Source organism: Streptomyces sp. NBC_00620 (assembly GCF_026341825.1).
Lineage (GTDB): Bacteria > Actinomycetota > Actinomycetes > Streptomycetales > Streptomycetaceae > Streptomyces.
Map to the genome: position 1 here is coordinate 1,033,312 of NZ_JAPENY010000003.1, position 18,012 is coordinate 1,051,323.

Here is an 18,012-nt window from a genome sequence, read left to right on the forward strand (position 1 = left end):
TTCCGTGCGCACAGTCAGTGGGCCATCGGCTCCACCAGCACACTCCCCGAGGTCCGCGCCACGATGAAGGACTCTCCCCGCACGGCCCTGGCATCCAGCGCGAGCCGGTGCCGGCCCGTCTCCAGGACTCCGTCGAAGACCTCCTGCGCGTGGGTGCGGTACAGGCGGTCGAGGCGGTACGCCGTCAGCTGGACGCGGCAGGTCGAGGTGACCTCGATGCCCGCCTCGCCGTCGGCGGCGACCAGGCGCGTGAGCCGGCGCAGCTCGCGCGGGCTGCGGTCCAGGGCGTGTTCTATCTGGGCGACGAGGAGCGGAATGATCGGGGCGAGGCCTTCGACGTACGCCACCTCGACGTTCGCATGTTCGAAGGAGCGGCGTACGGCGGCACGTTCCTCCTCTCCGACGGCCCGTCCGAAGGCCACCGCGCCGTATGTACGGAGTTCGTCGGCCGGGACGTTCGTGGCGTCCCGTGTGATGTCGGCGCCGATGCCGATGGTGCGCAGGGCGGCGGCGAGCTTGGCGAGGACGGCGACGCGCGCGCCGATGAGGAGGACGCGGCGGCGGGGTCCTGCGTCGCCGTTCAGCAGGGAGTTCAGGGCGCTGCGGTACTCGGCGCCGTGGAAGCGGAACGGCCCTATCCCGTGGTAGCCGTTGAGCTCCAGATCGGGCCGCTCGTCGGTCTGCCAGGCGAAGTCGCGCCACACATAGTCGTCGCCCGCCTTCTCGATGACGGCGGTGACGGCACCGCATTCGAGGCCCTCGCACTCAGGGCAGCCGTAGATGACGTACCGGCCGCCGGTGAGCGGAGCGTCGGCCTCCAGCAGGAGGCTGCGCACCTGCGCGGTGAAGATGGCGGGTGGTACGTCGGAGGCGAGCGGGGACACCGCGTCGAGGTCGGAGAGGTGGAAAAGCAGCGGGCGTCCGTCGACGATGAAGTCGACGAAGTCCCGGTGCACTTGGTAGTCACCGTTGGCGAGGACTCCACCGGCACGCATCGCCGGTGCCAGGCCGAAGGTCGCGTACTCGGCAGACATGGTGTGAGTATCCCCAGAGTGGGAGTGATCTGAGCACGGCATGACATATTCCGCTACCGTCCCCGCGTGGGGATCGATCCGAGCGGCGATGTGATCGTGGTGGGCGGCGGTGTCATCGGGCTGACGACGGCCGTGGTGCTGGCGGAGAGCGGCAGACGCGTACGGGTGTGGACGCGGGAGCCCGCCGAGCGGACCACCTCGGCGGTTGCGGGTGCGCTGTGGTGGCCGCACCTCATCCGGCCCAAGGCACTTGCCCGCCACTGGGCTCTTCAATCACTCTCCGTGTACGAGGAGTTGGCGGCGCGGCCCGAGGAGACGGGCGTACGCATGGTCGAGGGCGTACTGGGCGAGTCACGGCTGGACGAGCAGGGTCCATGGGCCGCCGCCCGGGTGCCTGGGCTGCGGGCCTCGACGGCCGAGGAGTACCCGGGGACCGGGCTGTGGGCCCGGCTGCCGCTGCTGGACATGCCGGTGCATCTGCGGTGGCTGCGTGAGCGGTTCCTGCGGGCGAGCGAAGCGAGATGGGGGTCCCCCCGGACGAAGTCTGGGGGAGGGGCGGTCGAGGTTCGCCTGGTGACCGACCTCGCGGACGTGGCGGCGCCCGTCGTCGTCAACTGCACGGGGCTCGGCGCCCGCGAGCTCGTCCCGGATCCGGCCGTACGGCCCGTGCGCGGGCAGCTCGTGATCGTGGAGAACCCCGGTGTCACCACCTGGCTCGCCTCGACCGATTCGGACACCGGGAACAGCACCTACTTCTTCCCGCACGGGGACCGGCTGGTCCTTGGCGGTACGGCGGATGAGGACAACTGGTCGCTGACGCCCGATCCGGCGGTGGCCGCCGAGATCGTCAAACGGTGTGCGGCGCTGCGCCCCGAGATCGCCGGGGCTCGTGTGCTCGGCCACCGGGTGGGGCTGCGGCCGGTGCGTGACACGGTCCGGCTGGAGCGTGAACCGCTGCCGGACGGCCGGGTGTTGGTGCACAACTACGGTCACGGCGGTGCGGGCGTCACGGTGGCGTGGGGGTGCGCGCGGGAGACGGCGGCGCTCGCCTCCCGCTGACGGTCGACTGCGATCACACCCGATGTCGCCGATCGCGGCGCCGCCGAAGAGCAGACCTGGTCACCCGTGGTCGTGACCGATCGGATCCCCCTCCGTGTCCGTACCGGGCCCCGGACCGATACTGATCTCGAACTCGCCGTCGTACTGCTTGTGGCCCTCGATCACGGCGAGTTCGATGGCCTCTGAGGCCATCTCCCCCCGCACCATGAGCGGGTCCTTGCGCAGGTCACGCATGAGCGCGACGCACATGCCGATCATGACGAGGACGAATGGGGCGGCGGCGAGGATCGTGAGGTTCTGGAGGCCGGTGAGCGCGTCGCCCTCGCTGCCGACGAGCAGCATGATGGCGGCGACGGCACCGGTCAGGACACCCCAGAACACCACGACGAACCGGCCGGGTTCGAGCGCGCCCTTCTGGGAGAGCGTGCCCATCACGATGGACGCGGCGTCTGCTCCGGAGACGAAGAAGATGCCGACCAGGATCATCACGAGGAGGCTGGTGGCGGTGGCGACGGGGAACTCGGCGAGCACACCGAAGAGTTGGCCCTCGGGTGTCGACTCCCCCGCGAGCTGTCCGCTCTCCTTCAGCTTCATCGCCGTACCGCCGAAGACCGCGAACCAGACCAGACTGACGGTGCTGGGGACGAGGATCACGCCGCCGACGAACTGCCGGATGGTGCGGCCGCGGCTGATGCGGGCGATGAACATGCCGACGAACGGCGTCCAGGAGATCCACCACGCCCAGTAGAAGACGGTCCAACTGCCCAGCCAGGCCGCGACGCCCTCGCCGCCGCTGGCCTCGGTGCGTCCGGCGAGCTGGGGCAGGTCACCGAGGTAGGCGAAGATCGAGGTGGGCAGCAGGTCGAGGACGATGATGGTCGGGCCCGCGATGAACACGAAGACCGCGAGGATCAGGGCCAGCACCATGTTGATGTTGGACAGCCACTGGATGCCCTTCTCGACGCCGGAGACGGCCGAGGCGACGAACGCCACCGTCAGCACGGCGATGATCGCGACGAGCAGACCGTCGCTCACCTTGTCCATCCAGTCCAGCTCGGTGAATCCGGATCCGATCTGGAGCGCGCCCAGGCCGAGGGAGGCGGCGGAGCCGAAGACGGTGGCGACGATCGCGAGGATGTCGATCACCCGGCCCGCGGCGCCGTTCGCGTGCCGCTCGCCGATGAGTGGGGTGAAGACCGCGCTGATCGTCTGGCGCCGGCGTTTGCGGAAGGTGCTGTAGGCGATGCCGAGGCCGACCACCGCGTAGATCGCCCAGGGGTGCAGTGTCCAGTGGAAGAGGGTCGTGGCCATCGCCGTCTCCATGCGCTCGCCGGAGTCGGCGGGGGTGGTGCCCGGCGGGGGCGTCGTGTAGTGCGACAGCGGCTCGCTCACGCCGTAGAACATCAGGCCGATTCCCATGACTGCGCTGAACATCATCGCGACCCACGACACCGTGCGGAACTCGGGTTCCTCGCCCTCGGCGCCCAGGTGGATCCTTCCGTAGCGGCTGATCGCGAGCCAGAGGGCGAAGACCACGAAGCAGGAGGCGGCCAGCATGAAGGCCCAACCGCCGTTGTGGATCAGCCCGTTGAGCATCCTGGTCGAGGCGCTCTCCAGCGAGTCCGTGGCGACCGAGCCCCAGATCACGAACGCCAGGGTGAGCACGGCGGTGACGCCGAACACCACGCGATCGGTCCGCCCGCCGTGGGCCGTCTCGTCTTCTTGCCCCGTCATGGGCAGCGCCTTTCGCGGTAGGGCGTATGGATGCTATTGCACCCATACGCCCTATCACAGGCACGGCCGTTCTCCGCGTCTCAGCAGTCGGTGTCGGGCTCCCCGGCCGTGAGGTGGTACGGAGCGCGCTCGTCGAGGAGCAGCGGGACGAGTGCGCGCAGGGACTGCCGAAGGGGTACGAGTACGCCGTCGGCCTCCTGCCGTACGCGGACGCCGTGGAGGGCGAGTTCGTCGCTCAGGTCCGTGTACTGGTCCGCCGTGAGCCGGTATCCGCAGGGCGGGTCCTGGATCACCTCGGCGGGTTCGGCCGGGTCGTTGTCCGCGCCGCCGAGGTAGACCGGGCCGGCGTCCAGATATCCCGCGAGCCGGGCGGCCGAGGTGGCTGCCTCGACCTGCTGCCGGCGCTCACCCGTGAAAGTGAACAGGCCCCCGAGCGCGGCCAGTTGGGAGTCGACTCGGCGACGGTTGTTCAGGGCCGGGTCGGCCTGTTCGGCATCCGTGAGGGGGTCGACGCGGCTCTCGATGAGGAGTCCCGCGGAGTGTTTGACGCCCGACATGTTCCGCAGGATGCGTTCCTGGCCGTCCCCCGCCACCTGCTGGATCGGATCGCCGGTCACGGGGTCGGTCCAGATGCCGTAAGTGCCCGTCGAGTACCCCTCCTCCTGGGCGGCGGGGCGGACGTAGTCCAGCGACAGGGTGTGCGCCTCGTCGTGCACGGCCGTGTCCGTGTTGAGGTTGCGCGGCCAGAGGTCGAAGAGGTCCTTGTCGTAGTACGGGGGCGTGGCGCCGTACTCGTGCAGGTCGTAGACGACGTCGGGTTCGCGGTCGCGGACGACCGCTGCCATCGCGCGGGCCTCGGCGGTCTGGAGCGCGAGGTGGTCGCGATTGACGTCGAGACCGTCACTGTTGCCGCGGGTGTCGGCGGCGCGGCCGTCAGGGTTGGCGGTGGGCACCACCAGCAGGGTGGTTCTCTGCAGGAAGCGCTGGGTGCTCTGGTCGTTCGCGTACGCCAGGTCGCGGATCGTGGTGAGACAGGCCTCGCGCCCGGACGGCTCGTCGCCGTGCTGGCTGCACACCAGGAGCACGGTGGTGGCCGCTCGTTGGGCGCCCACGCGGACCAGTTGCAGCGGGCGGCCCTGTTTGGTCGTGCCGATCCGGGCCACCGAGACGCGGTCGCTCGCCCGGTCGACGGCCGCCAGGAAGTCCTGCTCCTCGGGCTGGCTGGTCCAGCGGGCGCCGTCGGTCTGCTCGAAGCCGGTGCGCGGCGGGGTCTCCGCCGCGTACGCCGGTGCGGTCAGCAGGGGCGCGGCCAGGGCCGTGGCGGTGACCGCCACGGCCAGGGCGCTGATACGTAAGCCGGTCAACTGGTCTCTCCCGGGACTCGGAGGGCGGTGCTCGGGTCGCGTACGCCGTCGAGGACGGAGCCGCTCGGAGCCGCGACGGAACCCGACGTGGCCTTGGCGAAGGCCTTGGCGCCGCCGACCAGCGGGACCTTGGCCGAGGTACGGGCCAGGTCGAGCGTCAGGGTCGGCGTGCTCGACGGCGGGTCGATGAGGTCCTTGTCGGTACCCGCGACGATCAGGGCGAGCCGGTGGCCCTTGGGGACGACGTGGTCGGTGAAGGCGAGGTCGAGGGTGATCGTGTACGCCTTGCCGGGGGTGAGCGGGACGCCCTTCTTCGCCGAGGCATAGTTGCCGAGGTCGGCCCAGCCGCGGCTGAAGACCGTGTAGTCGACGTCCGCGTTCTTCGACTGCGTCACCTTGAAGCAGGAGCTGTCGCCGGTCGTGCTCGGGCCCCAGCAGGTGCGGTCGGTGAGGGTGCTGATGCCCTCACCGGAGGCGGCGTAGTCGCGGATGGTGTCCGGGCCGAGGTCGACAAGTACAGCGGTGAGATGGGCCGTTGAGGTCGTCGGGGTGGCGGTGACCGTCACCTTCGACGAGCCGGACAGACGCAGGTCCTTCGTCAGCGGCTGGGTGACGAACCCGGCCTTCTCGGGGGTCGGCTGGTCGATGTAGGCGGCCCAGTCGGTCTCGCTCAGCTGCGGGTTGTCGGTGAAGGTCTCGGTTCCGGAGCCCTTGGTCAGCCCGAGGGTGCCGACGCCTGCCGCGGAGCCCGTGGCCGGGCGGAGGGTGGTCGTGTCGGTGGCGCGCGGCGGCCAGACGCTGGAGGTCACCCACTGGTCGGGGTGGCGCTCGATGTCGGCCATGGGCTCGTCGTCGATGCCGTTGTCGTAGCCGAGGAGTTCGTGGTCGAACCAGCGGTGCAGGGTGTCGACCCACTCGGCGCGGCGGAAGTCGAAGGGGTCGACGTGGCCGGTCTGCGAGATCCAGATCTTGCGGTCGACGCCGTTCTCGGCGAGGGCGTCCCACCACGGGCCGACGTGCTGGGTGCGGACGTTGAGGTCCTGAGCGCCGTGGATCAGGAAGACGCTGGCCTTGACCTTGCTCGCGTCCTTCACGTAGTCGCGCTCGGTCCAGAACGGGGTCCAGTCACCGGTGCGCGGCGCCCCGTCGACGATCTTCTGCTGGACGGCGGCGCACTTGGTGCGGGCGTCGGGGCTGTCGACGTAGTCGGACAGCCAGTCCGGGCCGGAGTCGTAGAGCGGGGCGCCCTCGCTGAAGTAGTAGTCGTACCAGGAGGAGATGGCGCTGATCGGCACGATGGTTTCCAGGCCCTTGACGCCTGTGGCGGCAACGCCGTTGGCGATGGTGCCGTCCCAGCTCTTGCCGATCATGCCGGTCTTGCCGTTGGTCCAGGTGGCCTTGGACGTGGCGGTCCCGGTGCGGGTGGTGTACGCCTTGGCCCGGCCGTTGAGCCAGTCGACGACGGCCTTCGCGGACTGGATGTCGGAGCGGCCTCCCACGTCCACGCAGCCGTCGGAGCGGTTGGTGCCGGCCAGGTCGACGCCGACGAAGGCGTAGCCGCGGGGCACGAAGTAGTTGTCGTAGAACAGCGGCATCTGGACGACATTGCCGTTCGCGTCGTACGTCTTCTTCTGGCTCTCGTTGCCGCGTCCGCAGCACGAGTAGTAGGGACTGGCGTCCATGATCACGGGTATCTTGCGGCCCTGCGCGGCGAGTTCGCGGGGCCGGACGATGTCGACGGCGACGCGGTCGGCCTTCCCGTCGCTGTCGCCGTCGAGGCCGGTGTCCACCCACACGGATTCGCGGATCGCGTTGTCGTACGAGTAGATCGGGGTGCTCTCCCGCGGGGCACTGTGTGCAGCGACCGGGGTGAGCAGGGTTGCCATCAGGGCGGCCGTGGCCGCCGTCGCGAGCGTTCTCCAGGTCGTGAAGCGCATACGGCGCGCACGTATCGGCATGCGCGGAAGGTACCCCGGTCAACTCCCGTGCAAAAGAGGGTCCGTGAAAGGTCCCTGGGGCGGGATTGCTCATGACGGCCGAATGGCGATCGTGTGACAGGGGTGGCCGTGGACATGACCGGGGCCACAGGGTCTGAATAGGCTCCGAACAGACTTCACGGCCCTACGACTTGGAGCTTGACGTGCACCGCAGACTCATCGCCCCGGGCGCTCTCGCGGCCTCCTTCCTGCTGGCGATCCCAGCATCGGCGGCCAGCTACTCCCCCGGAGCGCCGGGCATCGGCGACCCCTACTACCCGGCCTACGGCAACGGTGGATACGACGTCTCGCACTACGATCTGCGGCTCCAGTACCAGCCGCAGACGGATGAGTTGGAGGGTACGGCGACCCTCCTGGCGACCACCAAGCAGGATCTCTCCCGCTTCAATCTGGACTTTCTGCTCGATGTGAGCGAGGTGCGGGTGAACGGCGTGAAGGCGTCGTTCGCCACGTCCGGCGAGCACGAGCTGGAGATCACCCCGAAGACGCCGCTGGCCAAGGGCAAGACCGTGACCATCGTGGTGCGTTACAGCGGTGTGCCGTCGTCGAAGACGGCGTACGGCTTCACCAGCTGGCACCGCACGCCGGACGGCGGCGTCGGCGCGAACGAGCCCGAGGCGGCGTGGTGGTGGTTCCCGAGCAACGACCACCCGCTCGACAAGGCGACGTACGACGTGTCCGTGGCCGTTCCCGACGGCACCCAGGCCATCTCCAACGGCACGCTCCAGTCGACCAGTTCACGGCTCGGCTGGACGCGCTACAACTGGCGGTCCAACAAGCCGCAGGCCACGTATCTCGCGACGCTCGCGGTGGGCAAGTTCGACATCACGACCGGGACGACCGAGAGCGGTATCCCGGTCATCAACGCGTACAGCAAGGACCTGGGCGACAACGCCGGGGCGGCGCGGGCGAGCATCGAGCGCACCGGTGAGGTCGCCGACTTCCTCACGGAGTACTTCGGTCCTTACCCCTTCAACGCGCTCGGCGGGTACGTCCCCAACACCACCACCGGGTACGCGCTGGAGACGCAGACGCGGCCGTTCTACAGCCCGCGCCAGTTCGCGAACGGCTCGAACGTGTCGGTCGTCGTCCATGAGCTCGCCCACCAGTGGTACGGGGACGAGGTGTCCGTCGCCGGGTGGAAGGACATCTGGATCAACGAGGGCTTCGCCCGGTACGCGCAGTGGCTGTGGTCGGAGCACGAGGGTGAGGGGACGGCGCAGGAGCTCGCGGACTACGTGTACGCGTCGCACCCGGCGGACGACGCCTTCTGGACGGTCGCGCCCGGGGATCCGGGTCCGGAGAACCAGTTCGACATCGCGGTCTACGACCGAGGGGCACTCGCCATTCAGGCGCTGCGCAACGAGATCGGGGACGACGCGTTCTTCGCCATCCTGAAGGGGTGGCCGAGCGAGCACGCGTACGGGAACGCGTCGGTCGGCGACTTCCAGAAGTACGCGGAGGACGTGTCCGGCCAGTCGCTCGGCTCGCTCTTCGACACCTGGCTGTTCCAGCCGTCGAAGCCGGGGGCGCCTGCGGCGCAGGGCGCGTCGATCCCTCGGGCCGCGGGGACGGACGGGGCTGCTTCGGGGACTCCTTCTCAGCCGAAGTCCTGGAAGAAGATCGCCGCGACCGACTCGGTGCACGATCACTGAGGTGTGACGTGAGGCGGGTGGGCGCCATCGGCTTCCAACTCCTTGACGCGGGTCAGGAGTTCGTCGCGGCTGATGGCGTCCGCCCGCGTCGACGGCACGGTGCAGGCGTGGGCGCCGGCCACCGCGCCGTACAGGGCGCAACGCCTGGGCGGCTCGCCGGCCAGCCATCCGAGGAGGAAGGCGGAGGCGAAGGCGTCGCCCGCGCCGTTGGAGTCCACCACCGGGGCGGGGGGTGTGACCGCCGGGATGTGGGTCACCTCGTTGTCCGCCAGCAGGTACGCGCCGTCGGCTCCCGCCATGGCGACGACCACCTCGGCCCGGCCCCGCTCGACGATCTGCCGCATCGTCCGCTCCGGGTCGGGCAGCGCGGTGGTGGATACGAACACGACGTCGGCGGCGTAGGCGAAGGGCTCGTGGTAGGGATTCTCGCCGTCCCAGTTGTGCAGGTCGGTCGAGAGGGTCACCCCGGCCTCCCGCAGCGCGGGGAGCGTGAAGGCGCACGGGTAGGTGATGACGACATGGGCGTGACGGCTGGCCCCGGCCAGCGCCCGGACCGTCTCCTCCGGGAGCCGGTCGGTCTCCCGCGAGCGGCTCTCGTCGTACAGCGACAGTCGCCGTCCTTCGGGGTCCACGAGATTGACCGCGCGCTTGGTGCCGCCGGGCTGGTGGACCTCGGTGAGCGGGATGCCCCGGTCGCGGTGCAGCGCGCGGATCAGCTCGCCCTCGTGGTCGTCGCCGATCATGTCGAGGTGGTGCGTGCGCAGGCCCAGGCTGTGCACGCCGAGGGCGACGAAGTCCCCGCTCTGGCCGGCGCGGGTCTCGATGCCGGGCCGGATCATGTAGCTGTCGGCGTACGGGAGCGGGAGTTCGGGGACGTACACGATCGTGTCCACGCCCGCGCCTCCCAGGACGAGGACGTCGATCTCGGTACTCATGGGGTTCCTCTCGGCTCTGAGCAGGTGAGTCAAGCAGGGTCCGCCAGGCCCGGCAATGACTTGCAGAATCTTTCCGCAAGTCATTTCTGTTGCTCTGCATGGCCGTTGGCGGTTCTCAGTCCCCGTGGTCGTACACCGTCACAGCGATCCCCGGCTTCACCAGCCGCTCCATGACGAGCTGCTCCACACCCAGCAGTCCGAGGGCGGCGTCAATGGCCTACTGACAGTGACTGTCGACCGGGCGGACAGCGGGGCGCGGCTTTCACAACACTGGTGAGACAGCAATACTGTTGCACCTGGCCGCTGTACAACCCGGAGAGGCAGGATCCGCCATGACCACGGACACCGAGGAGCCGGCGCTCACGGTCGATGAGCTGGCCGCGCGTGCGGGGGTCACGGTCCGTACGGTCCGTTTTTACAGCACCAAGGGGCTGCTGCCGCCGCCGGTGATCGGTCCTCGGCGCGTGGGGCACTACAGCCAGGAGCATCTGGCCCGGCTCGCGCTCATCGAGGAGTTGCAGCGCCAGGGCATGACGCTGGCCGCGATCGAGCGTCATCTCCAGCAGCTGCCGGCCGGCCTGAGCGCCCACGACCTCGCCATCCACCGTGCCGTGGTGGCCTCCTGGGCGCCCGACGCGGCGGAGGACGTGACGCGCGAGGAGTTGGAGCGGCGGGCAGGGCGCTCACTGGGCGAGGAGGAGCTGGACCGGCTCGCCGCGATGAGCGTCATCACTCGGACCGCGGACTCGTTCCGCGTGGACCCGGGGTTGCTGCGGCTCGGCGTACAGCTCCTCGACGTACCCATCGCGCACGAGACGATCCTCGCGGCCCGGACCGTACTCCTTGAGCACTCGCGCGCGGCGGCCCACGAGCTGTCCGCGCTGCTGCGTGACGCGGTGGGCAAGCGCGAGTCCGTGGCGGCGGTGAAGTCACTGTCGGCGCACATGCAGCCACTGGTGGTGCAGGCGCTGCTGACCACGTTCCAGCGCTCGCTGAAGGAAGAGCTCCGGGAGTGGCTCAAGGAGTCCTGAGCCACCCGGCTCCGCAAGCAACTACAAGTAGGCGGAACCGCCCGCCACATTGAGGGTCTGGCCGGTCAGGAAGCCGCTGCCCTCGTCGACGACGTACAGCAGGGTCGAGACGAGATCGGACGGCTCCTGGGTCCTGGGGACGGCCTGCTGGGCGCGGACGTGCTCGAAGCCGCCGTCCGCGCCGACGGTCCGCTCGGCGGTGGCGGTGCGGACCATGCTCGGCGCGATCGCGTTGACGGTGATCCCGCAGGGCCCGAGCGCGGAGGCCAGCGAGCGCGTGAAGCCGATCAGGCCCGCCTTCGAGGAGACGTACGCGACCATCGTCGGGGGCGCGGTCAGCACGGCCGCCGACACGATGTTCACGATCCGGCCCCAGCCCGCCTCCTTCAGATACGGCAGCACGGCGCGGGACAGCAGGAACGGCGCCTCCAGATTGACTCGCATGACCCGACGCCACTCCTCGGGCGTGGTGTCCTCGAAGTCCAACTCCGGGTACACGCCAGCGTTGTTGACGAGGACGTGCAGTGTCCCGAACCGGTCGATGACACGCTCCAGCGCGTCCCTGATCTGCTCCTCGTCGGTGACGTCGGCGATCAACTCCACGTAGTCCAGTACCCGTTTGGCCGTCTCGGGCTGCGGAACGAGATCGATCCCCGCGACTCGATAGCCACGCCCGGCGAGCGCGACGGCGAACTCCTGCCCGAGGCCCTGTGCCGCTCCGGTCACCAGGGCGGTACGTGTCTCCATGGGGCGAGTGTGATGAACCGTCAGTCGGTCGGCAAGAGCGCATTCCACTCGCCGGAACGGCCCTGTTGCCGCGGGCGTTTGAGAGGCCCAGTCTGCGGGGCGAACGCCCAGCCAGCGTCAGCCGTACGGGAGCCGTGCCCGATGACCGAGACCGAGCGTGCCGTGGACGACGCCGAGCGCGCCCGTGAACAGGGCGGCGACGAGCGGCGGTTGAGGCTGCCGTCCGGCTGGCCCCGGCCGCACTGGTCCCGAGTCCGGAGACTGGTCCCGGACGAGCTGGGCGTGCTGGTCGTCCTCGGGCTGCTGATCGCCGGGATCGGTATCCCGTACCCGGACTTCCTCGACACCGACAACCTGCTCACCACCGCCCACAACTCCGTCTACATCTCGCTGATGGCGTGCGGAATGGTGTTCGCGCTCGCCATGCGCGAGGTCGATCTGTCGGTGGGCGGCACCTACGCGATGTGCCTGGTCGTCGGGGCGCTGCTGATACGGGACGGCACGGCACCGTGGCTGGCGGTCCCCGCGATCCTGCTCACCGGGACCCTGCTCGGTGTCTTCAACGCGCTGGTCACGACGCTGCTCGCGCTGCCCTCGTTCATCGTGACGCTGGGCACGCTGATGCTGTTCCGGGGCGTGGGGCTCGCGCTCGCCGACGGCAAGCAGATCACCGATCTCCCGCTGAACGACTCATTCTTCACGCTCGCGGGCGGCGACGCGGGCGGGGTGCCGTTCGCCCTGTGGGTGCTGGTCGCGGTGGTCGTGGTGCTGACGGTCGTACTGACCCGGACGCGCTTCGGCGCCCGGGTACGGGCGATCGGATCCAACCCGGACGCCGCCGAGTTCAGCGGTATCCCCGTCGTCCGCACCCGTGTCCAGGCGCTCGCCCTGTCGGGGCTGACCACGGCCTGCGCGGCGTCGCTCGCGCTCGCGTTCTACGGCGCCGGTGACCCGACTCTGGGCCAGGGCTACGAGTTGCAGGCCATCGCCGCCTGCATCATCGGCGGCACTCCGCTCGCGGGAGGGCGCGGATCGGTGGTCGGGGCGGTGGCCGGAGCGATGATCCTGTCGGTCGTCGCCTCGGGGCTCGTGTTCTTCGAAGTACCCATCAACTGGACGTCGTTCGCGACCGGCGGAGTGATTCTCGTCGCCGTGGCGGCGGACAGCGCGCTGCGCCGCAGCGGACGGCGACGCCGATGAAGGCCGCCGGTCACAAGGACCAAGCACCGTCGGATGTGGACCGGTCACAAGGACCGTCTGATGTGGAGGCCGTGATGCACCCCCGATTGCGTACGTTGTTCGCCGTGCCCGCCGCGCTTGCTCTCCTCGCTGCCGCCGCCGGCTGCGGCGACGGGAACGGCTCGGGCTCAGGCTCGGGCGGAAAGCTGAACATGGGCATCGCGGTCGCCAACATCAGCCTGAACTTCGCCCATGAGATGGTCCTCGGCGCCGAGAGCGCGGCGGACCACGCGGGGAAGATCGACTTCAAGGCGGTCGGTCCGCCCAACACCGACGGGCCCGCCGAGGTGCAGCTCTTCCAGAACCTCACCGCACGCGCCAAGGACGGCATCGTCCTGGAGAACCTCGACCCGCCGATCTTCACCCGGCCCGCCGCGCGCGCCGTCGACCAGGGCATCCCGATCGTCGCCCTGGACACCTCGCCGACCGACGGAAGCAAGGTGAACTTCTATGTGGGCAACGACAATTACGCACTCGGCGAGCTCATGGCGACGGAGGCGCTGAAGCGGCTCGGCGGCGACCCGAAGGGCGAGATCGTCATCGGCGTGCCCAACCCGGGGACGCCAGTGCTCGACAACCGGGCCAAGGGCATCTCCGACACCTTCGCGAAGGAGGCCCCGAACGTGAAGGTCCTGGGCCCCTTCCAGACGTACAGCGACCCCGGGCAGAACTACAGCTCCTGGTCGGCGCAGGTGAACGCGCACCCCGACGCGCTCGCCTTCCTGGGCGTCGGTGACGCCGACAGCTACAACCTCGCGAAGATCAAGAAGGCCGAGCAGGGCACCTGGCTCACGGCGGGCTTCGACGTCGACCCGAAGACCCTCGACGCGGTCAAGGACGGCTCGAACTTCGTCACCATCGACCCGCAGCACTTCCTCAAGGGCTATCTGTCGACCGCGATGCTGATCGAGGCGGTGCGCGAGAACGACGGCAAGCTGCTCGACGGCTGGTTCCTGTCCCCCGGCGGGGTCGTGGACAAGACCAACATCGACGACATCATCGCGCGGCAGAAGACCCCAGAGGCGGCGTACGACTGGTACAAACCGACGATCGACAAGCTGCTCGGCGACCAGGAGGCCCAGCTCAAGCCCCTGAAGGACGCGCGCTGAGATGAGTGAAGGCGACGACATGCTCGTGGCGCGGGACCTGGTCAAGTCCTACGGCGGGGTCAAGGCGCTGGACGGAGCGGGCATCAGGCTGCGCGGCGGCGAAGTGCACGCGCTCGTCGGCGAGAACGGCGCCGGTAAGTCGACGCTGGTGCGGATCCTGTCGGGCACGGTGGCGGCGGACGCCGGGACCGTTGACCTCGCGGAGGAGGCGCGGGCGGGTGGAATCGCCGTCGTCTCCCAGGAGTTGAGCCTCTTCCCCGACCTCACCGTCCGCGAGAACCTCTACCCCTACCGGCCGCCCCGCCGCTTCGGCCTGCTCGACCGGCGCGCCATGGACCGCGCCGCCGGTCCGGTCCTCGCCGAGCTCGGACTCGACGTCGACCCCGGTGCGGGTCTCGGCGAACTCACCCTGGCCGACCAGCAGTTGACGGAGATCGCGCGGGCGCTGCTGCGGCGCCCCAAAGTACTGGTCCTCGACGAGCCGACCTCCGCACTGCCCGCCGCCGCCGTCGACCGCCTCGAACAGGTGCTGCGCACCCTCACCGGGCAGGGCATCGCGGTCCTGTACGTCACCCATTTCCTGGAGGAGGTGATGCGCTTCGCGCAGCGCGTGACCGTGATGCGGGACGGGCGCGTCGCACTGGCCGGTGCGCGTCGCGAGGAGGTCGACGTGCCGGAACTGGTGACGGCGATGCTGGGCGGACAGCCGCCTCCGCCCGTACGCCGCACGCGGGTCGTCGCCGACGGGCCGCCGCCGGTGGTGCTGTCCGAGGTGAGTGTGCCGGGGCGGCTCTCCGACGTCACCTTCACCGTGCGCGCCGGGGAGGTGGTCGGTGTGGCCGGGCTCCAAGGGGCGGGCCATCTCGACGCGTTGGAGGTGGTGTGCGGGCGTGCGTCGATCTCGGCGGGGCGTGTCGATGTGGGTGGCAAGGGGCTGCCGCGCTCTCTGCGGGACGCCGTCCGTGCGGGGGTCGCTTTCGTGCCCAGTGATCGTAAGCGGTATGGGCTGATGGCCGAGCGTACGGTCTGGGAGAACGCGACCTCGGTGAGCTGGCTGGCTCTGGGGCGTGGTGGAGTGCTCCCCTCGCAGGGTGAACTGGTCAGGCGTACCGGTGACTTGACGCAGCGGTTGCGGCTGCGTGGCGGTCCCTACGACGTCGTCGGCCGGCTGTCCGGGGGCAATCAGCAGAAGGTCGTCTTCGCCAAGTGGCTTGCCACCGAGCCGCGGGTTGTCGTTCTGGACGATCCGACGCGGGGTGTGGATGTCGGGGTGCGGGCCGAAATGCATCGCATCGTGGGTGAGTTGGCTGCGGGTGGGGCGGCGGTTCTGCTCGCGTCGACGGATTTGGCGGAGCTGACCGAGGTGTGCGATCGGGTGTTGGTGTTCGTGCGGGGGCGGGTGGTGGGTGAGGTGTACGGGGAGCGGCTCACGGAGCATGCGTTGGCTGTGGCGGTGCAGTCGGGGGTTGCGCGGTTGGCTGGGGGCTAGGTTTTTCGCCCCCTCCGCCCCTACCCGTCCCTTGTTCCTGGGGGCTGCCGCCCCCAGACCCCCGCTTCGGCCTGAACGGCCTCGTCCTCAAACGCCGGACGGGCTGAAAGATCTCCCCCGGACGGGCTAGAAGATTTCCAGCTCAAGCCGACAACGCTCGCGTCAGCGCCCGTGCCGCCGCGCACACCCGCGCGCTTATCCGGTCCACGTCCAAACGCCGCGTGCCCGCGGTGACGGAGATGGAGGCTATGGGGCGGGGGCCGCGGGCGCGTTCGTAGACCGGGGCGGCTACCGCGGAGATGCCGATCTCCGCTTCCTCCAGGTTGACGCCGTAGCCGCGGACTCGGGTCGCGGCGAGGTCGCGGGCGAGCTGGCCCGGCAGGGTGAGGGTGCGCGGGGTGAGGCGGGGCAGGGAGAGGTGCGGGGGTCTGGGGTCGTGGGCGAGGAAGACCTTGCCGGTGGCGGTGCAGTGGGCCGGGAGGCGGCCGCCGGCGCGCGAGACGATCGGGGTGGCGCGGCGGCCGGTGATCTTCTCCAGGAAGAGGGTGTCGGTCCCGTCGGGGACGGCGAGGTGCACGTTCTCGTGCGTCTCCTCATGGAGGTCGCCGAGGTAGGGCAGCGCGATGTCCCTCAACTCCCGTGCGGACGGCGCTGATTGGCCGAGTACGAAGAGGTCGAGCCCGATCCGGTAGTGGCCGTCGTCGGTGCGCTCGACGAGTTCGAGCCGGACCAGCTCGCCGATCAGGCGGTGCGCGGTCGGCTTGGGCAGCCCTGTGCGGAGTGCGAGCTCGGCGAGGCTCAGCGCACCCTCGGAGTCCCCGCAGGCACGTAGCAGCGCCGCTCCGCGAGCGAGCACCGACTTGGGCGCCGTCCCGTCCGTCATGGACCGATGGTGGGGCGCCCAGGGGAAGTTGACAAGGTGCGGGTCAGTGTTGGTCGGCCGCGCTCACCGAAGTGGTACGTCGATCAGCATGGGGCGGGTCAACTCGCCTGCGTCGGAGACGAGTTCGCGCAGCTGGTCCGCGCTCGCCGCCCGCACCGCGTCGATCCCGAAGAACCGTGCCGCCTGTGTGAAGTCGAGTGCGCCCAACTCGGTGCCGGGGCAGGGGCCCTGGCCGCCCATGGCCTCGTAGGTGTCCTGAAGGGTGCGGTAGGCGCCGTTGTTCAGCACCACGAACAGCACCGGTGCCGCACTGCGCGCCGCGCTCCACAGCCCCTGCAGCCCGAACAGCGCGCAGCCGTCGCCGAGTACCGCGACCACCGGCCGCTCCGGTTCGGCGAGAGCACGGCCGACAGCGGCCCCGATCCCCCAGCCGAGACCGCCGCCGACTGTGTGCGTATAGCTGCCGGGACGGTCGAGGCGCACGAGCCGCCGCAGCAACAGGCCCACGGTGATGGCCTCTTCGACGACCACGGCGTCGGGTGGCAGGCCGCGCGCCACGGCGTGGGCGGCGGCCCAGGGCGCGAGCGGCGCCGGGGAGTACGCGGCGCGGGCTGCAGCTTCCGTACGGTTGCGCTCGGCCGTGTGCCGTTCACCCGCCCGCAGCACCCGGGCCTTCGCGGTGTGCGCGGGCACTCGCTGGGCCAGCAGCTCGGCCAGCCGGTCGAGCGAGGGCGCGAGGGCGCCGACGAGCCCGGTGTCGGCGGGGAAGTTGCGGCCGATCTCGTCCGGGTCGGAGTCGAGCTGCACGACCGTGATGCCGGGCGGCAGCGGAGGGCCCGGGCTGTAGTGGTGCGGGGTGAACGCGTGCGCACCGGCGATGAGGACGGTGTCGTACGGCTTGAGGGCCTCGCGGATCGCCTCGTGACGCGGCGGCAGCATGCCCGCGTACAGGGCGTGTGTGGTCGGGAAGTCCAGGAAGTCGGCCATCGGCTGATGGTGGACGGGCGCGCCGCAGGCCTCGGCGGCGCGTACGAGCGCAGGGAGGGCGTTCTCCCGGCCCACGCCGTCCCCGGCGACGATCACCGGGCGGGCCGCGCCGCCGAGCAGGACGGCGGCACGGTCGAGGCCGACGGCCGCTCCGGTGCGGGGTGTCGGGGTGCGGGCCGGAACCTCGACCTCGGTGTCCTCGGTGAGCAGGTCCATGGGTACGGAGAGGAACACCGGCCCCGCGGGCGGCCGTACGGCGAGGGCGAAGGCGCGGCGCACGGCGAGTGGCAGGTCACGGGCGTGCTGGACATCGAAGGTGGCCTTCACGGCGGGTGCGGCGAGGCCGGTCAGATCGCCCGACAGCATGGGGTCCTGCTGGAGGTGGCGCCGGTCCTGCTGTCCCGCCATCACCACCAACGGGGTGCGGGAGCGGCGGGCGTTGAGCAGTCCGATGAGACCGTTGGCGAGCCCGGCCGCTATGTGCAGGCTGACGAACGCGGGCCGGCCGGTGGCGCGGGCGTACCCGTCGGCCATGGAGACAACGGCGCCCTCGTGGATGCCGAGGACGTACTCGGGTGCGTCCTCGGCGTCCATCAGCGCGGCGAGGAAGGGCAGTTCGGTGGTGCCGGGGTTGCCGAAGACGCGGTCCACGCCCTCGCCGCGCAGGATCTCCAGCAGGGCGAGGGCGGGGCGGCGACCCATGGGGAACTCCTCGGCAGGGGGCGGGGACCGGTTCGCGGTCAGCGTCG

14 protein-coding genes are annotated in these 18,012 nt (G+C 70.2%); 6 read left to right on the forward strand and 8 right to left on the reverse strand.

The annotated features are described in order from the left end of the window. Positions 1-14: 14 nt before the first annotated feature. Positions 15-1,034, reverse strand: coding sequence for an oxidoreductase (locus OG246_RS35930; protein ID WP_266472930.1), 1,020 nt, complete (start codon positions 1,032-1,034; stop codon positions 15-17). A 66-nt stretch (positions 1,035-1,100) separates the two neighbouring features. On the opposite strand from OG246_RS35930, the gene OG246_RS35935 reads away from it, so the two are divergent. Continuing rightward, positions 1,101-2,093 carry an FAD-dependent oxidoreductase gene (locus OG246_RS35935; RefSeq protein ID WP_266472931.1) on the forward strand — a complete coding sequence of 331 codons (993 nt, stop codon included), beginning with the start codon at positions 1,101-1,103 and terminating at the stop codon, positions 2,091-2,093. 60 nt (positions 2,094-2,153) lie between these two features. On the opposite strand, the gene OG246_RS35940 is transcribed toward OG246_RS35935, so the two are convergent. The 3 genes from OG246_RS35940 to OG246_RS35950 form a co-directional block, all read right to left on the reverse strand. Next, the gene (locus tag OG246_RS35940) at positions 2,154-3,827 is read right to left on the reverse strand and encodes a BCCT family transporter (protein WP_266472932.1); all 1,674 of its coding nucleotides are present in this window, start codon (positions 3,825-3,827) and stop codon (positions 2,154-2,156) included. Positions 3,828-3,907: 80 nt separating this feature from the next. Beyond that, positions 3,908-5,191, reverse strand: coding sequence for a M14 family metallocarboxypeptidase (locus OG246_RS35945; protein ID WP_266472933.1), 1,284 nt, complete (start codon positions 5,189-5,191; stop codon positions 3,908-3,910). After that, the gene (locus OG246_RS35950; RefSeq protein ID WP_266472934.1) at positions 5,188-7,149 is read right to left on the reverse strand and encodes a Xaa-Pro dipeptidyl-peptidase; all 1,962 of its coding nucleotides are present in this window, start codon (positions 7,147-7,149) and stop codon (positions 5,188-5,190) included. Before OG246_RS35950 ends, OG246_RS35945 begins: the two co-directional genes overlap by 4 nt. Before the next feature lie 182 nt (positions 7,150-7,331). Here OG246_RS35950 and OG246_RS35955 point away from each other — a divergent pair, with 182 nt between their 5' ends. Next, complete coding sequence (locus tag OG246_RS35955) at positions 7,332-8,843, forward strand: M1 family metallopeptidase (RefSeq protein WP_266472935.1); 1,512 nt, start codon at positions 7,332-7,334, stop codon at positions 8,841-8,843. On the opposite strand, the gene OG246_RS35960 is transcribed toward OG246_RS35955, so the two are convergent. Further along, the gene (locus tag OG246_RS35960; protein WP_266472936.1) at positions 8,837-9,778 is read right to left on the reverse strand and encodes an adenosine kinase; all 942 of its coding nucleotides are present in this window, start codon (positions 9,776-9,778) and stop codon (positions 8,837-8,839) included. The genes OG246_RS35955 and OG246_RS35960 overlap by 7 nt on opposite strands. 332 nt (positions 9,779-10,110) lie before the next feature. Here OG246_RS35960 and OG246_RS35965 point away from each other — a divergent pair, with 332 nt between their 5' ends. After that, positions 10,111-10,809 (forward strand): MerR family transcriptional regulator, encoded by a 699-nt coding sequence (locus OG246_RS35965; RefSeq protein ID WP_266472937.1) that lies wholly within the window; start codon positions 10,111-10,113, stop codon positions 10,807-10,809. Positions 10,810-10,830: 21 nt separating this feature from the next. Here OG246_RS35965 and OG246_RS35970 read toward each other — a convergent pair whose 3' ends face one another. Then, positions 10,831-11,556 carry an SDR family NAD(P)-dependent oxidoreductase gene (locus tag OG246_RS35970; protein ID WP_266472938.1) on the reverse strand — a complete coding sequence of 242 codons (726 nt, stop codon included), beginning with the start codon at positions 11,554-11,556 and terminating at the stop codon, positions 10,831-10,833. Between the two features lie 141 nt (positions 11,557-11,697). On the opposite strand from OG246_RS35970, the gene OG246_RS35975 reads away from it, so the two are divergent. From OG246_RS35975 to OG246_RS35985, 3 genes are all read left to right on the forward strand, one after another. Then, positions 11,698-12,756, forward strand: a complete 1,059-nt coding sequence (locus OG246_RS35975; RefSeq protein ID WP_266472939.1) for an ABC transporter permease — start codon at positions 11,698-11,700, stop codon at positions 12,754-12,756. A 104-nt stretch (positions 12,757-12,860) separates the two neighbouring features. Then, entirely contained in the window at positions 12,861-13,904 is a 1,044-nt protein-coding gene (locus OG246_RS35980; protein ID WP_266472940.1) for a sugar ABC transporter substrate-binding protein, read from the forward strand. 1 nt (position 13,905) lies between these two features. Then, a complete protein-coding gene (locus OG246_RS35985) occupies positions 13,906-15,393 on the forward strand; it encodes a sugar ABC transporter ATP-binding protein (RefSeq protein ID WP_266472941.1) in 1,488 nt (495 codons plus the stop codon). A 142-nt stretch (positions 15,394-15,535) separates the two neighbouring features. Here the strand turns inward: OG246_RS35985 and OG246_RS35990 are convergent, their stop codons facing one another. Both OG246_RS35990 and OG246_RS35995 read right to left on the reverse strand, forming a co-directional pair. Continuing rightward, complete coding sequence (locus OG246_RS35990; RefSeq protein ID WP_266472942.1) at positions 15,536-16,276, reverse strand: IclR family transcriptional regulator; 741 nt, start codon at positions 16,274-16,276, stop codon at positions 15,536-15,538. Between the two features lie 63 nt (positions 16,277-16,339). Beyond that, positions 16,340-17,965 carry a thiamine pyrophosphate-binding protein gene (locus OG246_RS35995; RefSeq protein WP_266472943.1) on the reverse strand — a complete coding sequence of 542 codons (1,626 nt, stop codon included), beginning with the start codon at positions 17,963-17,965 and terminating at the stop codon, positions 16,340-16,342. Positions 17,966-18,012 lie beyond the last annotated feature (47 nt).